At 66.0% G+C, this 17,971-nt stretch carries 15 protein-coding genes; 13 read left to right on the forward strand and 2 right to left on the reverse strand.

The genetic code is table 11. The annotated features are described in order from the left end of the window. The 3 genes from pnp to ABF821_RS14600 all read left to right on the forward strand — a co-directional run. The coding region (gene pnp, locus ABF821_RS14590; RefSeq protein ID WP_415530516.1) for a polyribonucleotide nucleotidyltransferase at positions 1 to 1,749 on the forward strand (1,749 nt) is incomplete at its 5' end. 115 nt (positions 1,750 to 1,864) lie between these two features. After that, positions 1,865 to 3,283: an NAD(P)H-dependent flavin oxidoreductase gene (locus tag ABF821_RS14595; RefSeq protein ID WP_415530517.1), complete on the forward strand. Its 1,419-nt coding sequence runs from the start codon at positions 1,865 to 1,867 to the stop codon at positions 3,281 to 3,283. A 191-nt stretch (positions 3,284 to 3,474) separates the two neighbouring features. Further along, on the forward strand, positions 3,475 to 3,684 hold the full coding sequence (locus ABF821_RS14600; RefSeq protein WP_182974489.1) for a hypothetical protein: 210 nt from the start codon (positions 3,475 to 3,477) through the stop codon (positions 3,682 to 3,684). Between the two features lie 812 nt (positions 3,685 to 4,496). Here the strand turns inward: ABF821_RS14600 and rdgB are convergent. Together rdgB and rph are read right to left on the reverse strand one after the other, a co-directional pair. Further along, entirely contained in the window at positions 4,497 to 5,111 is a 615-nt protein-coding gene (gene rdgB, locus ABF821_RS14605; protein ID WP_415530518.1) for an RdgB/HAM1 family non-canonical purine NTP pyrophosphatase, read from the reverse strand. Further along, positions 5,108 to 5,857 (reverse strand): ribonuclease PH, encoded by a 750-nt coding sequence (gene rph / locus ABF821_RS14610; RefSeq protein ID WP_415530519.1) that lies wholly within the window; start codon positions 5,855 to 5,857, stop codon positions 5,108 to 5,110. The genes rdgB and rph overlap by 4 nt, the downstream gene beginning before the upstream one ends. Before the next feature lie 185 nt (positions 5,858 to 6,042). Here rph and hrcA point away from each other — a divergent pair, with 185 nt between their 5' ends. The 10 genes from hrcA to ABF821_RS14660 all read left to right on the forward strand — a co-directional run bounded on the left by hrcA (position 6,043) and on the right by ABF821_RS14660 (position 17,908). Next, entirely contained in the window at positions 6,043 to 7,110 is a 1,068-nt protein-coding gene (gene hrcA, locus ABF821_RS14615; protein WP_415530520.1) for a heat-inducible transcriptional repressor HrcA, read from the forward strand. Positions 7,111 to 7,279: 169 nt separating this feature from the next. Next, on the forward strand, positions 7,280 to 8,167 hold the full coding sequence (locus ABF821_RS14620; RefSeq protein WP_415530521.1) for an aldo/keto reductase: 888 nt from the start codon (positions 7,280 to 7,282) through the stop codon (positions 8,165 to 8,167). Between the two features lie 126 nt (positions 8,168 to 8,293). Next, positions 8,294 to 11,056, forward strand: coding sequence for a penicillin-binding protein 1A (locus ABF821_RS14625; protein ID WP_415530522.1), 2,763 nt, complete (start codon positions 8,294 to 8,296; stop codon positions 11,054 to 11,056). A gap of 70 nt (positions 11,057 to 11,126) precedes the next feature. After that, positions 11,127 to 12,258, forward strand: a protein-coding gene (prfB, locus tag ABF821_RS14630; protein WP_114725401.1) for a peptide chain release factor 2 whose coding sequence is annotated in 2 segments (ribosomal slippage) — positions 11,127 to 11,195 and positions 11,197 to 12,258 — 1,131 coding nt in all. Because the reading frame shifts where the segments join, the coding sequence is not laid out codon by codon here. Between the two features lie 595 nt (positions 12,259 to 12,853). Further along, positions 12,854 to 13,513 (forward strand): energy transducer TonB, encoded by a 660-nt coding sequence (locus ABF821_RS14635; RefSeq protein ID WP_114725403.1) that lies wholly within the window; start codon positions 12,854 to 12,856, stop codon positions 13,511 to 13,513. Between the two features lie 92 nt (positions 13,514 to 13,605). Further along, on the forward strand, positions 13,606 to 14,664 hold the full coding sequence (locus ABF821_RS14640) for a MotA/TolQ/ExbB proton channel family protein (protein WP_182974484.1): 1,059 nt from the start codon (positions 13,606 to 13,608) through the stop codon (positions 14,662 to 14,664). Positions 14,665 to 14,666: 2 nt separating this feature from the next. Beyond that, complete coding sequence (locus tag ABF821_RS14645; protein WP_182974483.1) at positions 14,667 to 15,092, forward strand: ExbD/TolR family protein; 426 nt, start codon at positions 14,667 to 14,669, stop codon at positions 15,090 to 15,092. A 145-nt stretch (positions 15,093 to 15,237) separates the two neighbouring features. Next, positions 15,238 to 15,672, forward strand: coding sequence for an ExbD/TolR family protein (locus ABF821_RS14650; RefSeq protein ID WP_182974482.1), 435 nt, complete (start codon positions 15,238 to 15,240; stop codon positions 15,670 to 15,672). A 4-nt stretch (positions 15,673 to 15,676) separates the two neighbouring features. Further along, positions 15,677 to 16,945: a hypothetical protein gene (locus ABF821_RS14655; RefSeq protein ID WP_415530523.1), complete on the forward strand. Its 1,269-nt coding sequence runs from the start codon at positions 15,677 to 15,679 to the stop codon at positions 16,943 to 16,945. Positions 16,946 to 17,113: 168 nt separating this feature from the next. Then, positions 17,114 to 17,908 (forward strand): response regulator, encoded by a 795-nt coding sequence (locus ABF821_RS14660; protein ID WP_259654564.1) that lies wholly within the window; start codon positions 17,114 to 17,116, stop codon positions 17,906 to 17,908. The last annotated feature ends 63 nt before the right edge of the window (positions 17,909 to 17,971 follow it).

A 17,971-nucleotide genomic window follows, 5' to 3' on the forward strand; every position in this document is an offset into this window, starting at 1 on the left:
ATCGGCTGCTCGGCGGCGCTGACGCTGTCGGGCATTCCGTTCTTCGGCCCGGTGGCGGCCTGCCGCGTCGGCTATGCGAACGGCGCCTATGTGCTGAACCCGACCCTGCCGGAGATGAAGGACAGCGCGCTGGATCTGGTCGTCGCCGGCACCGCCGAAGGCGTGCTGATGGTCGAATCCGAAGCCGCCGAACTGAGCGAAGAGGTGATGCTGGGTGCCGTGACCTTCGGTCATGAAGCGTTCCAGCCGGTCATCGACGCCATCATCGCGCTGGCCGAGCATGCCGCGAAGGCGCCGTGGGACCTGGCCGAGCCGTCGGCCGAGGAACTGGCGCTGCGCAAGCGGATCGACGTGCTGGGCCGCGCGTCGATCGCCGAAGCGTACCAGGAGCGCGTGAAGCAGGCGCGTTACAAGAAGGTCGGCGCGGCGAAGGACGCCGTGCTGGCGGCGCTGACGGCGGAAGGCCTGGATGCGGGCGCGGCCAAGCCGATCCTGAAGGATCTGGAAGCCGACGTGGTGCGCAGTTCGGTGCTGGATACCGGCCTGCGGATCGACGGCCGCGACCTGAAGACGGTCCGCCCGATCGTGTCGGAAGTCGGCATTCTGCCGCGCGCCCATGGCTCGGCCCTGTTCACCCGTGGCGAGACCCAGGCCCTGGTGGTCGCCACCCTGGGCACCGCCCAGGATGAGCAGGTGATCGACGCGCTGGAAGGCGAATACCGCACCAACTTCATGCTGCACTACAACTTCCCCCCCTACTCGGTGGGTGAGTGCGGCCGCATGGGCTCGCCGGGCCGTCGCGAGATCGGGCATGGCAAGCTGGCCTGGCGCGCGGTGCATCCGCTGCTGCCCGGCAAGGATACCTTCCCGTACACCATGCGCGTGGTGTCCGAGATCACCGAGAGCAACGGTTCGTCGTCGATGGCGACCGTGTGCGGCACCTCGCTGGCGCTGATGGATGCCGGCGTGCCGCTGAAGCGTCCGGTGGCGGGCATCGCCATGGGCCTGATCAAGGAAGATCGCGGCTTCGCCGTGCTGTCCGACATTCTGGGTGACGAAGATCATCTGGGCGACATGGACTTCAAGGTGGCGGGCACCGAGCAGGGCGTCACCGCGTTGCAGATGGACATCAAGATCACGTCCATCACGCCCGAGATCATGAAGATCGCCCTGGGCCAGGCGCGCGACGGCCGTCTGCACATCCTGGGCGAGATGTCCAAGGCCCTGACCGAGGGGCGCAGCGACGTGTCCTCGACCGCGCCGAAGATCACGACCATCACCGTGCCCAAGGAAAAGATCCGCGATGTGATCGGCCAGGGCGGTAAAGTGATCCGTGAGATCGTTGAATATTCGGGCGCCAAGATCGATATCAACGATGACGGCACGATCATGATCGCCGCGTCGGCCGAAGAGCAGGCCACCAAGGCGATCGAGCGTATTCGCGGCATCGTGGCCGAGCCCGAGATTGGCGCGATCTATACCGGCAAGGTGGTCAAGACCGCCGATTTCGGTGCGTTCGTGAACTTCCTGGGTGCGCGCGACGGTCTGGTCCATATCTCGGAACTGTCGCAGGGCCGGGTGGCCAAGACCACGGACATCGTCAACCAGGGCGATGTGGTCAAGGTGAAGGTTCTGGGCTTCGACGATCGCGGCAAGGTCAAGCTGTCGATGCGCGTCGTCGACCAGGAGACGGGTGCCGACATCAGCGAGGCGGTCGGCGCCAAGCCCGCTCGGCCGCCGGCACGCTGAAGCCGATTGGCGGCGGGGCAGTCAGCCTCGCCGCCGCGGCCCCGCCCGTGAGGCGCGGGACACGGATGGACGAGACGCCGGCCCGTCGGGACCGTGCGAGGACAATAGGGTGGTGATGAAGGCGATCAATGCGATCCGCATGGGCGGGGTGGATGTCCTGCCGCTGATCGAAGGTGGGAAGGGCGTATCGGTTTCGACCGGCATATCGTCCGGACATTGGGCGGCGGCGGGGGGCGCCGGCACGGTTTCGATCGTCAATGCCGATTCCTATGACGCTGAGGGACGCTATGTTCCGCAGGTCTATCACGGCCGGAACCGGCGCGAACGGCAGCAGGAACTGATTGCCTACGCCATTGCCGGCGGCATTGCGCAGGCGCGGATCGCGCATGATCTGTCGGGTGGGCGCGGGCGCGTGCATGCCAACATCCTGTGGGAGATGGGCGGCGCCGAAGACGTTATCATGGGCGTGCTGGAAGGCGCGCCGGGGCTGATCCATGGCCTGACCTGCGGTGCGGGCATGCCCTATCGCCTGTCGGACATCGCGGCGCGGTTCGGCATCCATTATTATCCCATCGTGTCGTCCGCGCGGGCGTTCAGTGCCTTGTGGAAGCGTTCATTCCACAAGAACCCCGATGGGCTGGGCGGGGTGGTGTACGAAGACCCGTGGCGGGCCGGCGGGCATAATGGCCTGTCGAACAGCGAAAATCCGCTCAATCCGGAAGACCCGTTCCCGCGCGTGCTGGCGTTGCGTCAGGCGATGCGCGGTTTCGGCCTGCATGAGACGCCGATCGTCATGGCCGGTGGGGTGTGGTGCCTGGAGGAATGGGAAGACTGGATCGACAATCCCGAACTCGGGCCGATCGCCTTCCAGTTCGGCACCCGGCCGCTGCTGACGCAGGAGAGCCCGATCCCCGATGCGTGGAAGCGCCGGCTGCTGACCCTGAAGAAGGGGGACGTGTTCCTGAACCGGTTCTCGCCCACGGGATTCTATTCCTCGGCGGTGAACAATCCCTTCCTGCGGGAGCTTCAGGGGCGGTCGGAGCGGCAGGTTGCCTATTCGACCGAGCCGGTGGGCGAGCATACCGCCGCCTATGGCGTGGGTGCCCGTGGCCGGCAGGTTTTCATGACCGAGGCCGATCGCGAGCATGTCCGGCTGTGGGAGCTGGAAGGCTACACCGAGGCCATGCGCACGCCGGATTCCACCCTGATCTTCGTCACGCCGGAGAAGGCGCGGGAGATCCTGGCCGATCAGGTGGCGTGCATGGGCTGTCTGTCGGAATGCCGCTTCTCGAACTGGAGCCAGCGGGGACCGGATTATTCCAACGGCCACAGGGCCGATCCGCGTTCGTTCTGCATCCAGAAGACGCTTCAGGCCATTGCCCATGCGGGGCCGGAAGGCGACGACGGGGTGATGGACAACAACCTGATGTTCGGCGGCACGAACGCATGGCGCTTCGCCACCGACCCGTTCTATGCCAACGGGTTCGTGCCGACGGTCGGCCAACTGGTCGACCGCATCATGACCGGGCGCTGATCCGGCAGACTATCGGAACGGTTGGAACGGGCCTCATCGAGGCCCGTTCGCGTTGGGGAGGTCTGTCACCGTCAGTGCGTGGCGGTCACCGCCATCCCGCCTATCGTGGCCGGATCCGGAAGGCGGTCCGGATTTGTGCTGTCCCGAACGCTGGATAGCTGGCCGCGTCGAGCGCGTCCTAGTATCGGATCGTGGCTGTAGTGTTGACAATAGGTGAAGCGGTCGATTTTGACCTGCGCGAAGCCGTACTGGCAGACGGTGTCCGCATTTCCACCGAACTGGTTTTCGGTGAAAAAGCTCTAGGTTTGGCCTGCCACCTGCGACGGAACAGGCCAAAGCAGCAGCTCATCAAGCTGCTGTTTTGCGCTATTTATTTCCGGCTAAAAGCCATATCGCCATGATCCTGTGGCCCACGATAAGAAAGAACGGCCTCTTTTTTATCATGGCTTAAGCTGGCAAATAGCCCCGTAGCCGCACGTGGCTCACAATATACCGGCTCAGGCGGGGGCACCGGCTTAGAGATAAGGCGTACACCGCTCCGGAAAGAGGCGGCGAGCCTTTTCGTGACATCAGCCATATTCATCCTCCTTTCGTAACAACCTTACTCATACATAGCGACGAAAAAACGGCGTCCGCCCTTTCTCGACGACACGCTCAAACCCAAATTCATCAACGTAAAGGCGTGTGGTTTGTTCATTTATGGGATTAACCCAAACCTCACGCTTCCCCATGAGTTGCGCGTAACAAGACACTGTTTCCAACGCAATTAGGGCTCGGCGTCCAACGAGAGGACAACCGTCTTGGCCATTCCCCTCTAAAAAACGGAGTTCAACGGCTCTTCCGGAAGTCAAACCTAACCCTAATGCGCACAAGTCCGAATGCTCTGACCAGACCGCCATTTCCAAGCAATCAGGTTCTCTATGGCGACGGAAGATCTCTTCCCAGTCCCACTTTGACCGGCGCTTCCACGAATGACGATACGCGTCCACCCCGCGGCCTGTCCATCCCGTGACGTGAAAATCAACGTGAATATGAGGTATGAGATTTCGTGCGGCAGAACGATAGGCTTCGAGTGCGTTTGCCTGATAACGCTCCTTTGCTCTGGCCAACTCCCGCGACAAAAGGCAGCGTCCCATTACGACTTACTATGAGAGGCATTCAGCTACCCTGCCAAGAGATTACCGTCAACTAAGTGGTGATTTTTCTAGCTATTCTATGAGGGTAGGCAGGCGGCGCGAAAGGCGGCGAAGGCGCGGGCGCGATGGCTGATGGCGTTCTTCTCGGCCTCGGGCATCTCGGCGAAGGTCCGGGTCTCGCCTTCCGGCGTAAAGATCGGATCGTAGCCATGGCCCTGGGCGCCACGGGGCGGCCAGGCGATCTGTCCGTCGATCCGGCCTTCGAACGTGCGGAGGGTGCCGTCGGGCCACGCGAGACAGAGGACGGAGATGAACCAGGCGGACCGGTCCTCGTCGTTGCCGATGGCTTCGTGGATGCGGGCCATGGCGCCGGGGAAATCCTTGTCGGGGCCGGCCCAGCGGGCGGAATAGATCCCTGGCGCGCCGCCGAGGGCGGCGACGCAGAGGCCGGAATCGTCGGCCAGCGCCGGCAGGCCGCTGGCCCTGGCCGCCGCCACGGCCTTCAGCGCCGCGTTGCCGGTGAAGCTGTCGGCGGTTTCCTCGGGTTCGGGCAGGCCGAGCTGGCCGGCGGAGACGATGGTGATGCCATAGCCGTTCAGCAGGGCATCGAATTCCGCCAGCTTGCCCTGGTTGTGGCTGGCCAGGACCAGCCGTGTGCCGGAGGCCAGGCGGGGGGTGCTCGCCCCGCTCACGACGCGTCGCCCCGTGCGGCCAGTGCTTTGTCGACCGCAGCAAGCTGGGCGGCGAACAGATGCGCGGTGCCGCCCTGTGCCAGCCGCATCAGGGCCTCGAACTGCGCCTGCGAGAGCGGGGCCTGTTCGGCCGTGCCCTGGATCTCGACGATGCCGCCGGCCTCGGTGAGGACGAAATTGGCGTCGGCGGCGGCCGTGCTGTCCTCGTCGTAATCGAGGTCGAGCACCGCGCCGGCCCCGGTCAGGCCGCAGGAGATGGCCGCGACCTGTGCCGTCAGCGGCACGCGGGCCAGCACGCGGTTGCGCACCAGCTTCTCCAGCGCCAGCCGCAGGGCGACCCAGGCGCCGGTGATGGAGGCGCAGCGGGTGCCGCCATCGGCGTTCAGCACGTCGCAATCGACGGTGATCGAAATTTCGCCCAGGGCGGTCAGGTCGGTCACGGCGCGCAGCGAGCGGCCGATCAGGCGCTGGATTTCCTGCGTGCGGCCCGACTGCTTGCCCTTCGCGGCCTCGCGCGGGCCGCGCGTGTGGGTGGCGCGGGGCAGCATGCCGTATTCGGCGGTGACCCAGCCCTTGCCCTGGCCGCGCAGGAAGGGCGGTACGCGGGGCTCGACGCTGGCGGCGCACAGCACCTCGGTCCCGCCCATGCGGATCAGGGCCGAACCTTCGGCGTGGCGGGCGAAGCCGGTTTCGATGGAGACGGGGCGCAGCGCGTCGGCGGCGCGGCCCGAGGGGCGGGGGGTCATGGGCAAACGATACTCCGCATCGACAGGCAGGGCATTCCGGGGCGGGCCGCCGAAAACGCGGGCATAGCCCGAGCCGGGGGAGAATGGCCAGCCCGACGCTTGTCATAGCCGGCCGGAGCTTCCAGATTTATAAGGGTCAATTCCGCCGGCTTCCGCCGGCCTCGAACGTGGAGGCTTCAAGCAGGATGAATCCCGGCACCCTGTCTTCCCGTCCGGCCCTGCCACCGGGGCTGGATGCCCGTTCGGCGGCGATCCTGCGCGAGATCGTCGAACAATATGTGGAAACCGGAGAGCCCGTCGGGTCGCGCACGCTGTCGCGGCGCCTGCCGCTGCCGCTCTCGCCGGCGACCATCCGCAACGTGATGGCGGACCTGACCGAGGCCGGGCTGCTGTTTTCGCCCCATGCCTCGGCCGGTCGCCTGCCGACGGAAAAGGGGGTGCGGCTGTTCGTGGACGGGTTGCTGCAATTCGGCAGCCTGAGCGAGGACGAGCGCGAGACCATCACCAACTCGCTGGAAATGCGCGGCCGCTCGTTGCAGGACACGCTGGCCGAGGCATCGTCGATGCTGTCCGGCCTGTCCTCGGCCGCAGGGCTGGTGCTGGCGCCCAAGGGCGACGGGGCGGTGAAGCATATCGAGTTCGTCGCCCTCGGCCCTCGGCGGGCGCTGGTGATCCTGGTCGGCGCGGACGGGCAGGTGGAAAACCGGGTGATCGAGACCCCGATCGGACTGCCGCCCTCGGCGCTGGTCGAAGCGGGGAATTATCTCAACGCCCAGTTGGCCGGGCGCTCGCTGGAGGATCTGCGCACGCATGTCAGCGCGGACATGAGCGCCAATCGCAGCGAACTGCATCATCTGACCGCCGAGATCGTGGCCAGCGGGCTGGCGACCTGGAGCGACGTGGATCGCGGCGGCACGCTGTTCGTCCGCGGGCAGGCACGCCTGCTGGCCGACGTGACGGAGATCGAGCGCCTTTCCACCATCCAGATGCTGTTCGAGCGGCTGGAGGCGCAGGAGACGATGCTGCGCCTGCTGGAACTGGCGCAGGAATCGGATGGCGTGCGGATCTTCATCGGGGCCGAGAGTGGGCTGTTCGGGCTTTCCGGCACCTCGGTGGTGGTGGCCCCGGCACGGACCGACAGCAACCGGATCGTGGGGGCGATCGGGGTGATCGGCCCCACGCGCCTCAATTATGGGCGCATCATCCCGGTGGTGGATTATACTGCCCGCGTCATAGGCAGAATGCTCGGCTGAATCTCGGCCCGGACACACGCGCTGGTGGTGTGTCCGGGTCGGGATTTGGCGGCTCCATAAACGGTCGTCGTGAAAAACCGGACTGCCTTGGTGCCGCCATTTTCCTGCTTTAACTGCCGGGGTCTGGCCTTTGTTTCCGCCCTGGTGCGCATGTTTGAGGAGCGCTTTCATGCCCCGTCCCGATGCAGGCCAGGCCGGCACATTCCTGATTGGCGGCGATCTGCCCGTCGCGCGCCTGGGGTTTGGCGCCATGCGGATTACCGGGCGCGGAATCTGGGGCGATCCGCCCGACTGTGACCGCGCGCTGGACACGCTGCGCCGCGCGGCGGCCTGCGGCGTGACGCTGATCGACACCGCCGACGCCTATGGGCCTTATGTCAGCGAGGATCTGATCCGCGCCGCCCTTCATCCCTATGCCGGGCTGCATATCGCGACCAAGGGCGGGCATACGCGCCATGGGCCGGATATCTGGCGGCCGGTGGGAAACCCGGACTATCTGCGCCAGTGCGTGCTGATGAGCATGCGGCGCCTCGGGGTGGATTGCATCGATTTGTGGCAGTTGCATCGCGTGGGGCCGGATTGCACGCCGGAGACGCAGTTCGAGGTGATCGCCGCGATGCGCGCGGAAGGGCTGATCCGCCATGTCGGCCTCTCGGAAGTGCCCGTGGAGATGATCGAGCGGGCCCGGCGCTTCTTTCCGGTCGCGACGGTGCAGAACCGCTATAACCTGGTCAATCGTGCCTCGGAGGACGTGCTGGATTATTGCGCGGGGCACGGGATCGGCTTCATCCCCTGGGCGCCGCTGGCGGCGGGGTCGCTGGCCCGCGAGGGCGGCGTGCTGGACCGGGTGGCGCGCGATCTGGGGGCCACGCCGGGGCAGGTGGCGCTGGCATGGCTGCTGCGCCGCGCCCCGGTGATGCTGCCGATTCCCGGTACCGGCAGCCCCGAGCATGTCGAGGAGAATGTCGCCGCCGCCGGACTGGTGCTGGATGATGCCGTTTTCACCCGTCTGGAGCAGGAGGGGCGCGCGGAATGGCAGCGTCAGGCGGGTGGTTGACGCACCTTGCGGGGGGCGACGCCGGGGTCCGGGAATGCTAGGAGAGGCGTCCTTGCCCAGCCCCGTTCCCGCCGGTGCCCGTCGTGACGGATCTCGTTTCCTTGCCCTTCGCCCACTGGACCCTGGATGATTTTTCGTAACGGATCAGGCCGTGACGGCCGGCTGCTTGTGACTTCGCGCATTGGCGGTGATGCCGCAGACGGTGGGGCTCCCCGCCCGTCGCGACGCGGTTTCGGCCTGACGGGGCCGGGTGGCGGCCCGCGCCGGCCGCGCTTCCGGCTGGTGCGCAGGCTGCTCGGCGGGGGGGCGGCGGTGCTGCTGCTGGGCTCGCTGGCCGGCGGGATGGTCGCCTGGACCAAATACGAGCAACTGGTGGCCGACCTGCCGACGGTTGACGGGCTGCGCACCTACCAGCCGCCGGTGATGAGCCGGCTTTATTCCGGCGATGACCGGGTGATGGCGGAACTGGCGGCGGAACGGCGTATCTTCGTGCCCTATTCGGCCATTCCGGCACGGGTAAAGAATGCCGTCATCGCGACCGAAGACCAGAAATTCTATACCCATGGCGGCGTCAATCCGTTCGCGATCCTCCGCGCGGGGCTGACCGACCTGACGATGAACAAGGGGCACCGACCGATTGGTGCCTCGACGATCACGCAGCAGGTGGCGCGCATCATGCTGCTGGGCTCGAAACAGACTTTGTCGCTGGAGCGCAAGGCCAAGGAAGCCCTGCTGGCGATCCGTATCGAGCAGACCCTGTCCAAGGACAAGATCCTCGAAATCTACCTGAACGAGATCTATCTGGGCGCGGGCGCCTATGGCGTCGGCGCGGCGGCGCAGACCTATTTCAACAAGCCGCTGGACCAGTTGGACGACGCGCAGGCCGCGTTCCTGGGGGCGTTGCCGAAATCGCCTTCCAACTACAACCCCTACCGTTTCCCGGACGCGGCGCTGGCCCGGCGCAACCTCGTGTTGCAGCAGATGGTCGAGATCGGTGCCATCACCGAGGAGCAGGCGCGTCTGGCGCAGGCCGAGCCGCTGGTGCCGCAGGCCTTCACCCGGCCCGGCCCGGCCCCCGGCTCGGAATGGTTCGGCGAGGAAGTGCGCCGCCAGTTGATCGAGCGTTACGGGCAGGACACCACCATGCAGGGCGGCCTTCTGGTGCATACCAGCATGGACCCGCATATCCAGCAGGTCGCGACCGCCGCGGTGCGCGACGGGTTGATGAGCTACGACCACGACCATGGCGGCTGGCGGGGGCCGGTGGCGCATCTGGACGAGATCGCGTCCGGCGCGGATGCCGGCCAGTGGGTGCCTGCGCTGGCACATACGGCGCGGCCGCCCGGCATGCTGGATTCCTGGCGGCTGGGGGTCCTGCTCTCGCCGGCCACGGGGGAGATCGGCTGGCTGGAAGGGCCGGCGGCGCATGCCGAACCGCGCAGCGGGCGGCTGCTGGCGCGCGACATGGCCTGGATGCGCCGCTGGCGCGCCCCCCGCGCGGGCGATGTGCTGATGGTCGAGCCCCAGGCCGATGGCGGCGGGGTCGCGCTGCGGCAGGTGCCCAAGGTCGAGGGCGCGCTGGTGACGATGGACGTGCGGACGGGCCGGGTGCTGGCGATGGTCGGCGGCTGGTCGTTCGGCCAGTCGCAGTTCAATCGCGCGACCCAGGCGCTGCGCCAGCCCGGATCGTCCTTCAAGCCGTTCGTCTATCTGACGGCGATGGAGCAGGGGATTTCGCCGTCGCAGAAATTCGACGATTCCCCGGTGTCTTATGGCACCTGGCATCCGAACAATTACGAGAAGGATTTCTGGGGTCCGACCACCCTGCATGACGCGCTGCGGGAATCGCGCAATCTGGTGACGATCCGTCTGGCGGCCCATATTGGCATGAAATCGGTGGCGAACATGGCCACTTCGCTGCAACTGGTCGAGTCCATGCCGCATGTTCTGCCGGCCGCGCTGGGCGCGGTGGAGACGACCGTGCTGCGCGAGGCCGGGGCCTATGCCACCATCGCGGCGGGCGGGCGGCTGGTGACGCCGACCCTGATCGACAATGTGCAGGACCGCGACGGCCATGTGCTGTGGCAGCCGCCGGGCCTGGCCTTGCAGGCGGCGGTGCCCCCCGCCGGCACCGCCGCCCCGGTGCCCGGCGGCACGCCACAACCGGCCGTCGCGGGGAATGGGGCATCGGTGGCGGCACCGGCGGCCGTCGCCTCCCCGGCGGTGGCGGGCGTGCCGACCGATGGGCCGGTGCTGGTGGATACGCGGCCGCAGGTCGCTTCGCCGGACAGCGCGTACCAGATCGTGGCGATGATGCGTGACGTGATCCTGCGCGGCACCGGCAATCGGGCCGGGCAGGGCATCGACCGGCCCATCGCCGGCAAGACCGGCACCAGCCAGAATTTCAACGATGCGTGGTTCGCCGGCTTTTCGCCCGATATCGTGACGATCGTCTGGGTCGGCTTCGACACGCCGCAGACGCTGGGCAAGAACGAGACCGGCGGCACGATCGCCGGCCCGATCTGGAACCGGGTGATGAAGGCGGTGCTGGCCGACCGGCCGAGGCTGGATTTCCCCGTGCCCCAGGGGCTGACGCTGGCGCGCTACGATACCGGCATGGGCATGGCGGTGGATGCCTTCAAGCCCGACCAGGTGCCGGGCATCAGCGCCGACCTGAACGCCAATGCGACCGGCGCGTTGACCGCCGAGGATACCGGCGCCGAGACGATGCCGGATTCCGAGAGCGACATGGCGGCATCGCCCTCTGCCGCGCCCGCCGGCGGGCCCGCCGCCGGCCCCGCCGGCGTGCCGGGCCAGCCCGCGCCTTCGGCCGCCGCTCCTGCCGCGCCGGCGGGCGGGGGTGACATCGGCATGGGTGGCCTGTATTGACGCCGCTTGCTTTTCCTGTCGGGCCGGCCGCCAATCGGTCGCCCTTTCTGACCGATGGAGTTCCTGTTCCATGTCCGCCGAGACCGAGGCTCTCAACGACCAGCTCAAGCAGTCGGTGGCACTGCTGAGGAGGCATCTTTGACTGGGATGTCGCAATCGGCCGTCTGGCCGAACTGAACAACCGGGCGGAGGACCCGGATCTGTGGAACGATCCGGATGCCGCCCAGAAGCTGATGCGCGAGCGCACCCTGCTGGCCGGGCAGGTCGAGGGGGTGCAGCGGCTGGAAGGCGATGTCCGCGATACGCTGGATCTGGTCGAACTGGCCGAGATGGAAGGCGATGAGGCCGTCCTGAAGGACGCCACGCGGATGCTGCGCGAACTGGCCGACGAGGCCAAGCGCCGCGAGACCGAGAGCCTGCTGTCCGGCGAGGCCGACAGCAACGACTGCTACATGGAAGTCAATGCCGGCGCCGGCGGCACCGAGGCTCAGGACTGGGCCGAGATGCTGCTGCGCATGTACACGCGCTGGGCCGAGCAGCATGGCTACAAGGTCACGCTGATGGAAAGCTCGGAGGGCGAGCAGGCCGGGCTGAAATCGGCGACGATCCAGGTGACCGGCCCCAATGCCTATGGCTGGTTGAAGACCGAGGCCGGGGTGCATCGCCTGGTGCGGATTTCGCCCTTCGACGCGGCGGCGCGGCGGCAAACGTCGTTTGCCTCGGTCTGGGTTTATCCGGTGGTCGATGATTCGATCGAGATCGAGATCAACGAAGCCGATCTGAAGGTCGATACGTTCCGGGCTTCGGGTGCCGGCGGGCAGCACGTCAACAAGACCGAGTCCGCGATTCGAATCACCCATATTCCCACCGGCATCGTGGTGGCCTGCCAGACCGACCGGTCGCAGCATCGCAACCGCGCCACAGCGATGACGATGCTGAAGGCCCGCATGTACGAGCAGGAACTGCAACGGCGCGAGGCCGCCGCGGCCCAGACCGAGGCGGCGAAGACCGATATCGGCTGGGGGCACCAGATCCGCTCCTATGTGCTGGCGCCCTACCAGTTGGTGAAGGACCTGCGGACGAATGTCGAGCGCGGCAACCCCGGCGCGGTGCTGGACGGGGACCTGGATGACTTCATGGCGGCGGCCCTGGCCGCCCGTGTGGGGGCGACCCGGTCCGAGGCCAGTGCTTCCGCCCAGTGATCGCCGCAGGGTGATCGCGGGGTATGCGCGCAAGAGAGGGCGGCTTCGGCCGCCTTTTTTTGTGAGATTTTTATGACGGGATTTGCGGCCCGTACGATGGATTCGAACCTGATCCGGCCCTCGTGCGTTCAGGTTCTGTCAGCGCGGCGAACGGGGCGACGTGGGCCGGAAGGTCAATGTGTCGATTTCGAAACAAAAGCGGACCCGGCGCGAAAAATGGCAGAAAAATGGGCACACTCTCAAAAATCGCCAGTTTTTCGCCATTTATGACAGGTTGTTAATATGGCCATTTTTTGGGCCAGTGATGACAAATTACTCGTTTCAAATTCGATAAATATCTTGCTTGACATCGGATGGGCGCAATAGCCCAATTCGATGGCTTGGCGGCATTTCGATGTCTGTCCGGTCAGGTCGGAACGCAGGGGATGCACGATCCCGATTATCGTTTGTGCGTGCTTTCGCACATCCCGTGGCCATGCCACGGTGTGGCCGGGGTTTGCCCGGAGAGAAGGCCGGACGCTGCGAAGTGGTCCTGATTTGTTGTGGTTTTGAGTGCCGAAACCGGCGTGGACGAGAGGGTTAAGGAGGTTTCGACATGAACTACGCGGAACAACAACGCAGTCCGACGAAGCATATCATCGGCATAACTGTCGTTGTTCTCCTGCACGTGGTTCTGATCTGGGCGTTGATGAACGGTCTCGGGGCGAAAATCGTCCAGGAACTGCACCCGCCCATCCAGACCAAGATTATTACGGAGAAGAAGCCGCCGCCGCCGCCACCACCGCCGCCTCCGCCGCCGGTGATGACGCAGCCGCCGCCGCCGTACATTCCGCCGCCGAAGATCCAGATCCAGCCGCCGCCGCAGCAGGTGATCAAGCAGGTGACGCATACGCCACCGCCGAAGCCGATGCCGCCGTCGCCGCCTGCGCCGCCGACAGTGCAGAACGCGCCTGTCGGGCCGCCGGTTCCGGATCATCTGGCGGGTGCGCGTCCGGTGAACAACGTCAAGCTCGAATATCCCGAGGAAATGCTCGAGGAAAATCGGGAAGGCCGCGTGACCGTGGTGTGCGACGTGGAGCAGGACGGGTCGACCAGCAACTGCGCGGTGACGAGCGTGCAGGGTGGGCAGTCGTTCTCCCAGGCCGCGTTGGATTACGTCCGCCGTGCCCGGTATCAGCCGGCGGTCAAGAATGGCGTGCCCATCAAGGAGTTCCGCCATCCGTACACGATTACCTTCAGGCTCAGCAACGACTGAGGGTTACCTAACGACCGGAGCCGGACGGGTGTGAGCCCGCCGGCCCCGGGGTTCCGGCAAACGGGCCATCTACCACAGAGGATTTGGAGTACATGACCAGACTGCACCGTGTTCCTGTTGTTGCCGCATCGGCCCTGGCTGCCATTCTGAGCGTCTCGTCGCCCGTGATCGCGGTGGCTCAGGACGCACAGTCCACCGCTCCGGCCGCGGCTCCCGCCCCTGACGCAGCGGCTCCGGCCGCTCCGGCGCCCGACGCATCGGCACCTGCCGCTTCGGCACCCGCCGCCGCCCCGACCGACGGCTCGGCTCCGGCCACCCCGCCGGCCGACGGCGCTGCCCCGGCCGCTCCGGCCGCCGATGCCTCCGCTCCGGCCCCCGCAGTGACGCCGCCGGCCGAGGATGCCGCCCCGGCCAAGCCCGCCGGCAACCCGTATGGCCTGGATGCGCTGTGGCGCAACGGTGACATCATCGCCCGTGGCGTTCTGCTGATCATGGTCGTCATGTCGCTGGGCACATGGTACATCATGATCACGAAGTTCTTCGAACAGATGCGTATGTTCTCGGCCGCCAAGGAAGCCGCGTCGACCTTCTGGACCAAGTCTTCGATCCAGGAAGGCGCCGCCGCGCTGAAGCCGTCCTCGCCGTTCCGCTACATTGCCGATACCGGCATCGTCGCGGCCGAGCATCATGAAGGCACGATGCAGGAATCCATCGACCTGCACACCTGGACCTCGATGTCGATCCAGCGCGCCGTCGATACCATCCAGGCGCGGATGCAGGGTGGCCTGGCCTTCCTCGGCACCGTGGGTTCGACCTCGCCGTTCGTCGGTCTGTTCGGCACCGTCTGGGGTATCTATCACGCCCTGACCGCCATCGGCATCGCCGGCCAGGCGTCGATCGACAAGGTTGCCGGCCCCGTCGGTGAATCGCTGATCATGACCGCCATCGGTCTGGGCACCGCCGTTCCGGCCGTGCTGGGCTACAACCTGCTGGTCCGTCGCAACAAGGGCGCCATGGACAAGGTCCGCAACTTCGCCGCCGACCTGCAGTCGATCCTGCTGGGTGGCTTCCGTCATGGTGTCGCGCCGGAGATCGTGGTTCATCCCGATAGCTCGCCGACCACCACCACGACCTCCAACCGGGTTGCCTGAACATGGCGATGCAAGTCGGAGGCGGCGGCGATGAAGACGAGGTGGTGTCCGCCATCAACACCACTCCACTTGTCGACGTCATGCTGGTGCTGCTGATCATCTTTCTGATCACCATCCCAGTCGCAACACACACGATCAAGGTGAACCTTCCGAAGGACGCCAACCAGCCCACTCAGACCAAGCCCGGCAATGTGGTGCTGGCGGTGACGGAGAACGGGCAGATCTACTGGAACGAGGTCGCGATCAAAAGTCGGGCCGACCTTCTGGACCGGCTGGAAAAGGTGGCGGTGATCAAGCCGCAGCCCCAGATCCAGATCCGTGGCGATGCCAAGGCGCGCTACGAATCGGTCGGGCGGGTGATCGCCACCTGCCAGGAAGCCGGGATCTACCACGTGGACTTCATCACCGAGCAGCCCCACTCGGACTGAACGACGGGGAACAGGGGGCCGGCCCGCGCCGGCCCCCGACTTCCGGGAATCTCACATCAGGGCGCCGCGTTTGTCCGTCCGCACCGGTTTCAGGTGGCGGTTCGAACGGTCCAGTGGCCCACGTTTTTTTAGAGAGTACACCGCCATGGGCATGAGTGTCGGCTCCGAAAGCACCCACGAAGACGAAGGTATGGTCGATATCAACACGACGCCGTTGATCGACGTCATGTTGGTGCTGCTGATCATGCTGATCATTACCATTCCGTTGCAGACCCATTCGGTCGCGCTGGATCTGCCCCAGGGTGATCCGCCGCCTTCGACCGAAATTCCGAAGGTCGTGACGCTCGCGATCGATTTCGACAACAGCCTTTCGTGGAATGGCGAGCCCATCGGTGACGAGGGGTCGCTGCTGGCGCATCTTCAGGAGGCCGCGGCGCAGCCCGACCAGCCCGAAATGCATATCCATCCCAACCGTCTGGCCGATTACAAGACGGTGGCGCATGTCCTTGCGGACGCCCAGAGGCTTGGCATTACCAAGCTGGGTATCGTAGGTCAGGATCAGTTCATGGAAGGACAATGAGCTGATGTCATTACGTCTGTTCCGCGCCGGCCTGCTTGCCGGCGTGATCGCCGCCGTTCCGTTTTCCGTCTCGTCGGTCGGGTCCGCCTGGGCGGCCGACACTCTGAGCGCCAAGGTCGGCAAGCCCTTGCAGGAGGCCCAGTCCGCCCTGGCCGCGCATAATTATGCCAAGGCGATGGCCGCCGTCGATGCGGCCGAGGCCGTGCCCGGCAAATCCGATTACGAAGAATATACGGTCACCCAGATGCGTGCCGCCGTCGCGGCGCAGTCGGGTAACGTGGCGGCGGCCACGGCCGCCTATGACAAGCTGATCGCGTCCAGCCGTACTCCCAAGGACGCCAAGCTACAGATGATGATGGCGGAGGCCACGATGGCCTACACCGCCAAGGATTATCCCCGTGCCGTCGCAGGGACCGAGCAGTATCTGAAGGCCGCCGGCAGCAACCCGGCGATGGAGACGCTGCTGATCCAGTCCTATTATCTGCAACAGGACTACAAGAACGCCGCGCGCGTTCAGCAGGCGCAGATCGATGCCACGATCAAGGCCGGCAAGGTTCCCGTCGAATCCCAGTTGCAGCTTCTGGCGGCCTGCCAGACGCAGCTCAAGGACCAGTCGGGGCTGAACCACACCTATGTGATGCTGGTGTCCTATTATCCCAAGCCGGAATATTGGGCGCTGATCCTGCATGGGCTGATCACCAACCCCAAGGTCGCGCCCGCCCTGCAGCTTGATGTCTATCGCATCCGGCTGGCGGCGGGTGTGCTGACGGCGCCGTCCGACTTCATGGACATGACCGAACTGGCCATGCAGGCCGGCCTGCCGCAACTGGCGCTGGACCTGATCAATGCCGGCTATGCCAGCGGCGTTCTGGGCAAGGATGCCGGGGCCGCGCGCGAAGCCAAGCTCAAGGCCATGGTCGTGAAGGCGGTGGCCGACAAGAAGGCCACGATCGCGGCGGACGAAGCCGCTGCCGCGAGCGCGCCGACCGGCAATGCGCTGCTGACCGTGGGCTATAATTACGTGACCTTCGGTCAGGCAGACAAAGGTCTGGCCGTGATGCAGAAAGGGCTGGCGAAGGGTCCGCTGGACCCCAATATCGGCAAGCTGCATTACGGTCTGGCGCAGGCTGCGGCCGGGCATACCGCTGACGCCATCGCGACACTCAAGACCGTCGCCGGCGAAAATGGCGCCCGGGATATCGCCCAGCTCTGGATACTCAAGCTGACCCCTGCACCGGCGGCCCATGCCGCCGCGCCGGCCGCTCATCACTGAGTGGTCGCCGGGCCTGATCGGTCCGGCCGCGTGACCCGGAATGCCGGCGGGGCCGGGTGGAACCATCCACCCGGCCCTTGCTGTTTGAGGGGGTCCTTTTCGCCGATCCCGATTTTACGGTATCTTCACTGACATTCCGGCCCGATCCGGCGGCCGGTGCTTTCAGGAATGACGATTCGCATCGTGACGATGTCCCAGACCGCCCCAGATTCCGACTTGCCTGCCCGCATTCTGGTCGTCGAGGACGACCCCGGTATGCGTACCCTGCTGGTAAGGGCCTTGCAGGCTGATGGCTATCGCGTACGCGGCGTGCAGGACGGGCGCGAAATGTGGGCCGCGCTGACGGCATCGCCGGCCGACCTGATCGTTCTGGATGTCATGCTGCCGGGAACCAACGGGCTGGATCTCTGCCGTTCGCTGCGGCGGGGCGGTGCGCCGGGTGCCGAGGTGGTCCATCCGGACCGCCATACGCCCGTCATCATGGTCTCGGCCCGGGGCGAGGAACTGGATCGTGTGCTCGGCCTGGAACTGGGGGCCGACGATTACGTGGCCAAGCCCTTCAGCCAGAAGGAGTTGCTGGCGCGGGTCCGTGCGGTGCTGCGCCGTGGCAGCGGCGGCGTGACCGGGGTGCAGCCCAGCACGCCGCGCCGCGAAACGCTGAAATTCGCCGGATGGACATTGGATCTGCGCCGGCGCGAACTGACCGATCCTTCGGGGGCGGTGGTGGATATTTCCGGCGCCGAGCATGATCTGCTCGCCAGCTTCCTGGACAATCCGCAACGGGTGATCGGGCGGGACCGCCTGCTCGAACTGTCGCGCACCCGCCTGGGCGATGTGTCCGATCGGAGTGTCGATGTGCTGGTCAGCCGTCTGCGGCGCAAGCTGGGCAACGATTCCGAATCCCTGATCCGCACCGTCCGCGGGCTGGGGTATATCTTCACCGCCCCGGTCGAGCGCCTCTGATGGGTGCGCGGAAACGCGCGCTGGTGGCGATCCGACGCGCGTTTCCTGCGCTCCGGTGCTCAC

The sequence above is a fragment of the Gluconacetobacter sp. genome (assembly GCF_047721585.1).
In the GTDB taxonomy this organism is placed as follows: Bacteria; Pseudomonadota; Alphaproteobacteria; order Acetobacterales; family Acetobacteraceae; genus Gluconacetobacter; species Gluconacetobacter dulcium.

Excerpts from the sequence above, each read along its gene's own strand:
- ABF821_RS14595 (WP_415530517.1), top strand. The coding sequence starts at position 1,865 with ATGAAGGCGATCAATGCGATCCGCATGGGCGGGGTGGATGTCCTGCCG.
- rph (WP_415530519.1), bottom strand. The coding sequence starts at position 5,857 with ATGACCCCCCGCCCCTCGGGCCGCGCCGCCGACGCGCTGCGCCCCGTC.
- hrcA (WP_415530520.1), top strand. The coding sequence starts at position 6,043 with ATGAATCCCGGCACCCTGTCTTCCCGTCCGGCCCTGCCACCGGGGCTG.
- ABF821_RS14620 (WP_415530521.1), top strand. The coding sequence starts at position 7,280 with ATGCCCCGTCCCGATGCAGGCCAGGCCGGCACATTCCTGATTGGCGGC.
- ABF821_RS14625 (WP_415530522.1), top strand. The coding sequence starts at position 8,294 with ATGATTTTTCGTAACGGATCAGGCCGTGACGGCCGGCTGCTTGTGACT.
- ABF821_RS14635 (WP_114725403.1), top strand. The coding sequence starts at position 12,854 with ATGAACTACGCGGAACAACAACGCAGTCCGACGAAGCATATCATCGGC.
- ABF821_RS14640 (WP_182974484.1), top strand. The coding sequence starts at position 13,606 with ATGACCAGACTGCACCGTGTTCCTGTTGTTGCCGCATCGGCCCTGGCT.
- ABF821_RS14645 (WP_182974483.1), top strand. The coding sequence starts at position 14,667 with ATGGCGATGCAAGTCGGAGGCGGCGGCGATGAAGACGAGGTGGTGTCC.
- ABF821_RS14650 (WP_182974482.1), top strand. The coding sequence starts at position 15,238 with ATGGGCATGAGTGTCGGCTCCGAAAGCACCCACGAAGACGAAGGTATG.
- ABF821_RS14655 (WP_415530523.1), top strand. The coding sequence starts at position 15,677 with ATGTCATTACGTCTGTTCCGCGCCGGCCTGCTTGCCGGCGTGATCGCC.
- ABF821_RS14660 (WP_259654564.1), top strand. The coding sequence starts at position 17,114 with ATGACGATTCGCATCGTGACGATGTCCCAGACCGCCCCAGATTCCGAC.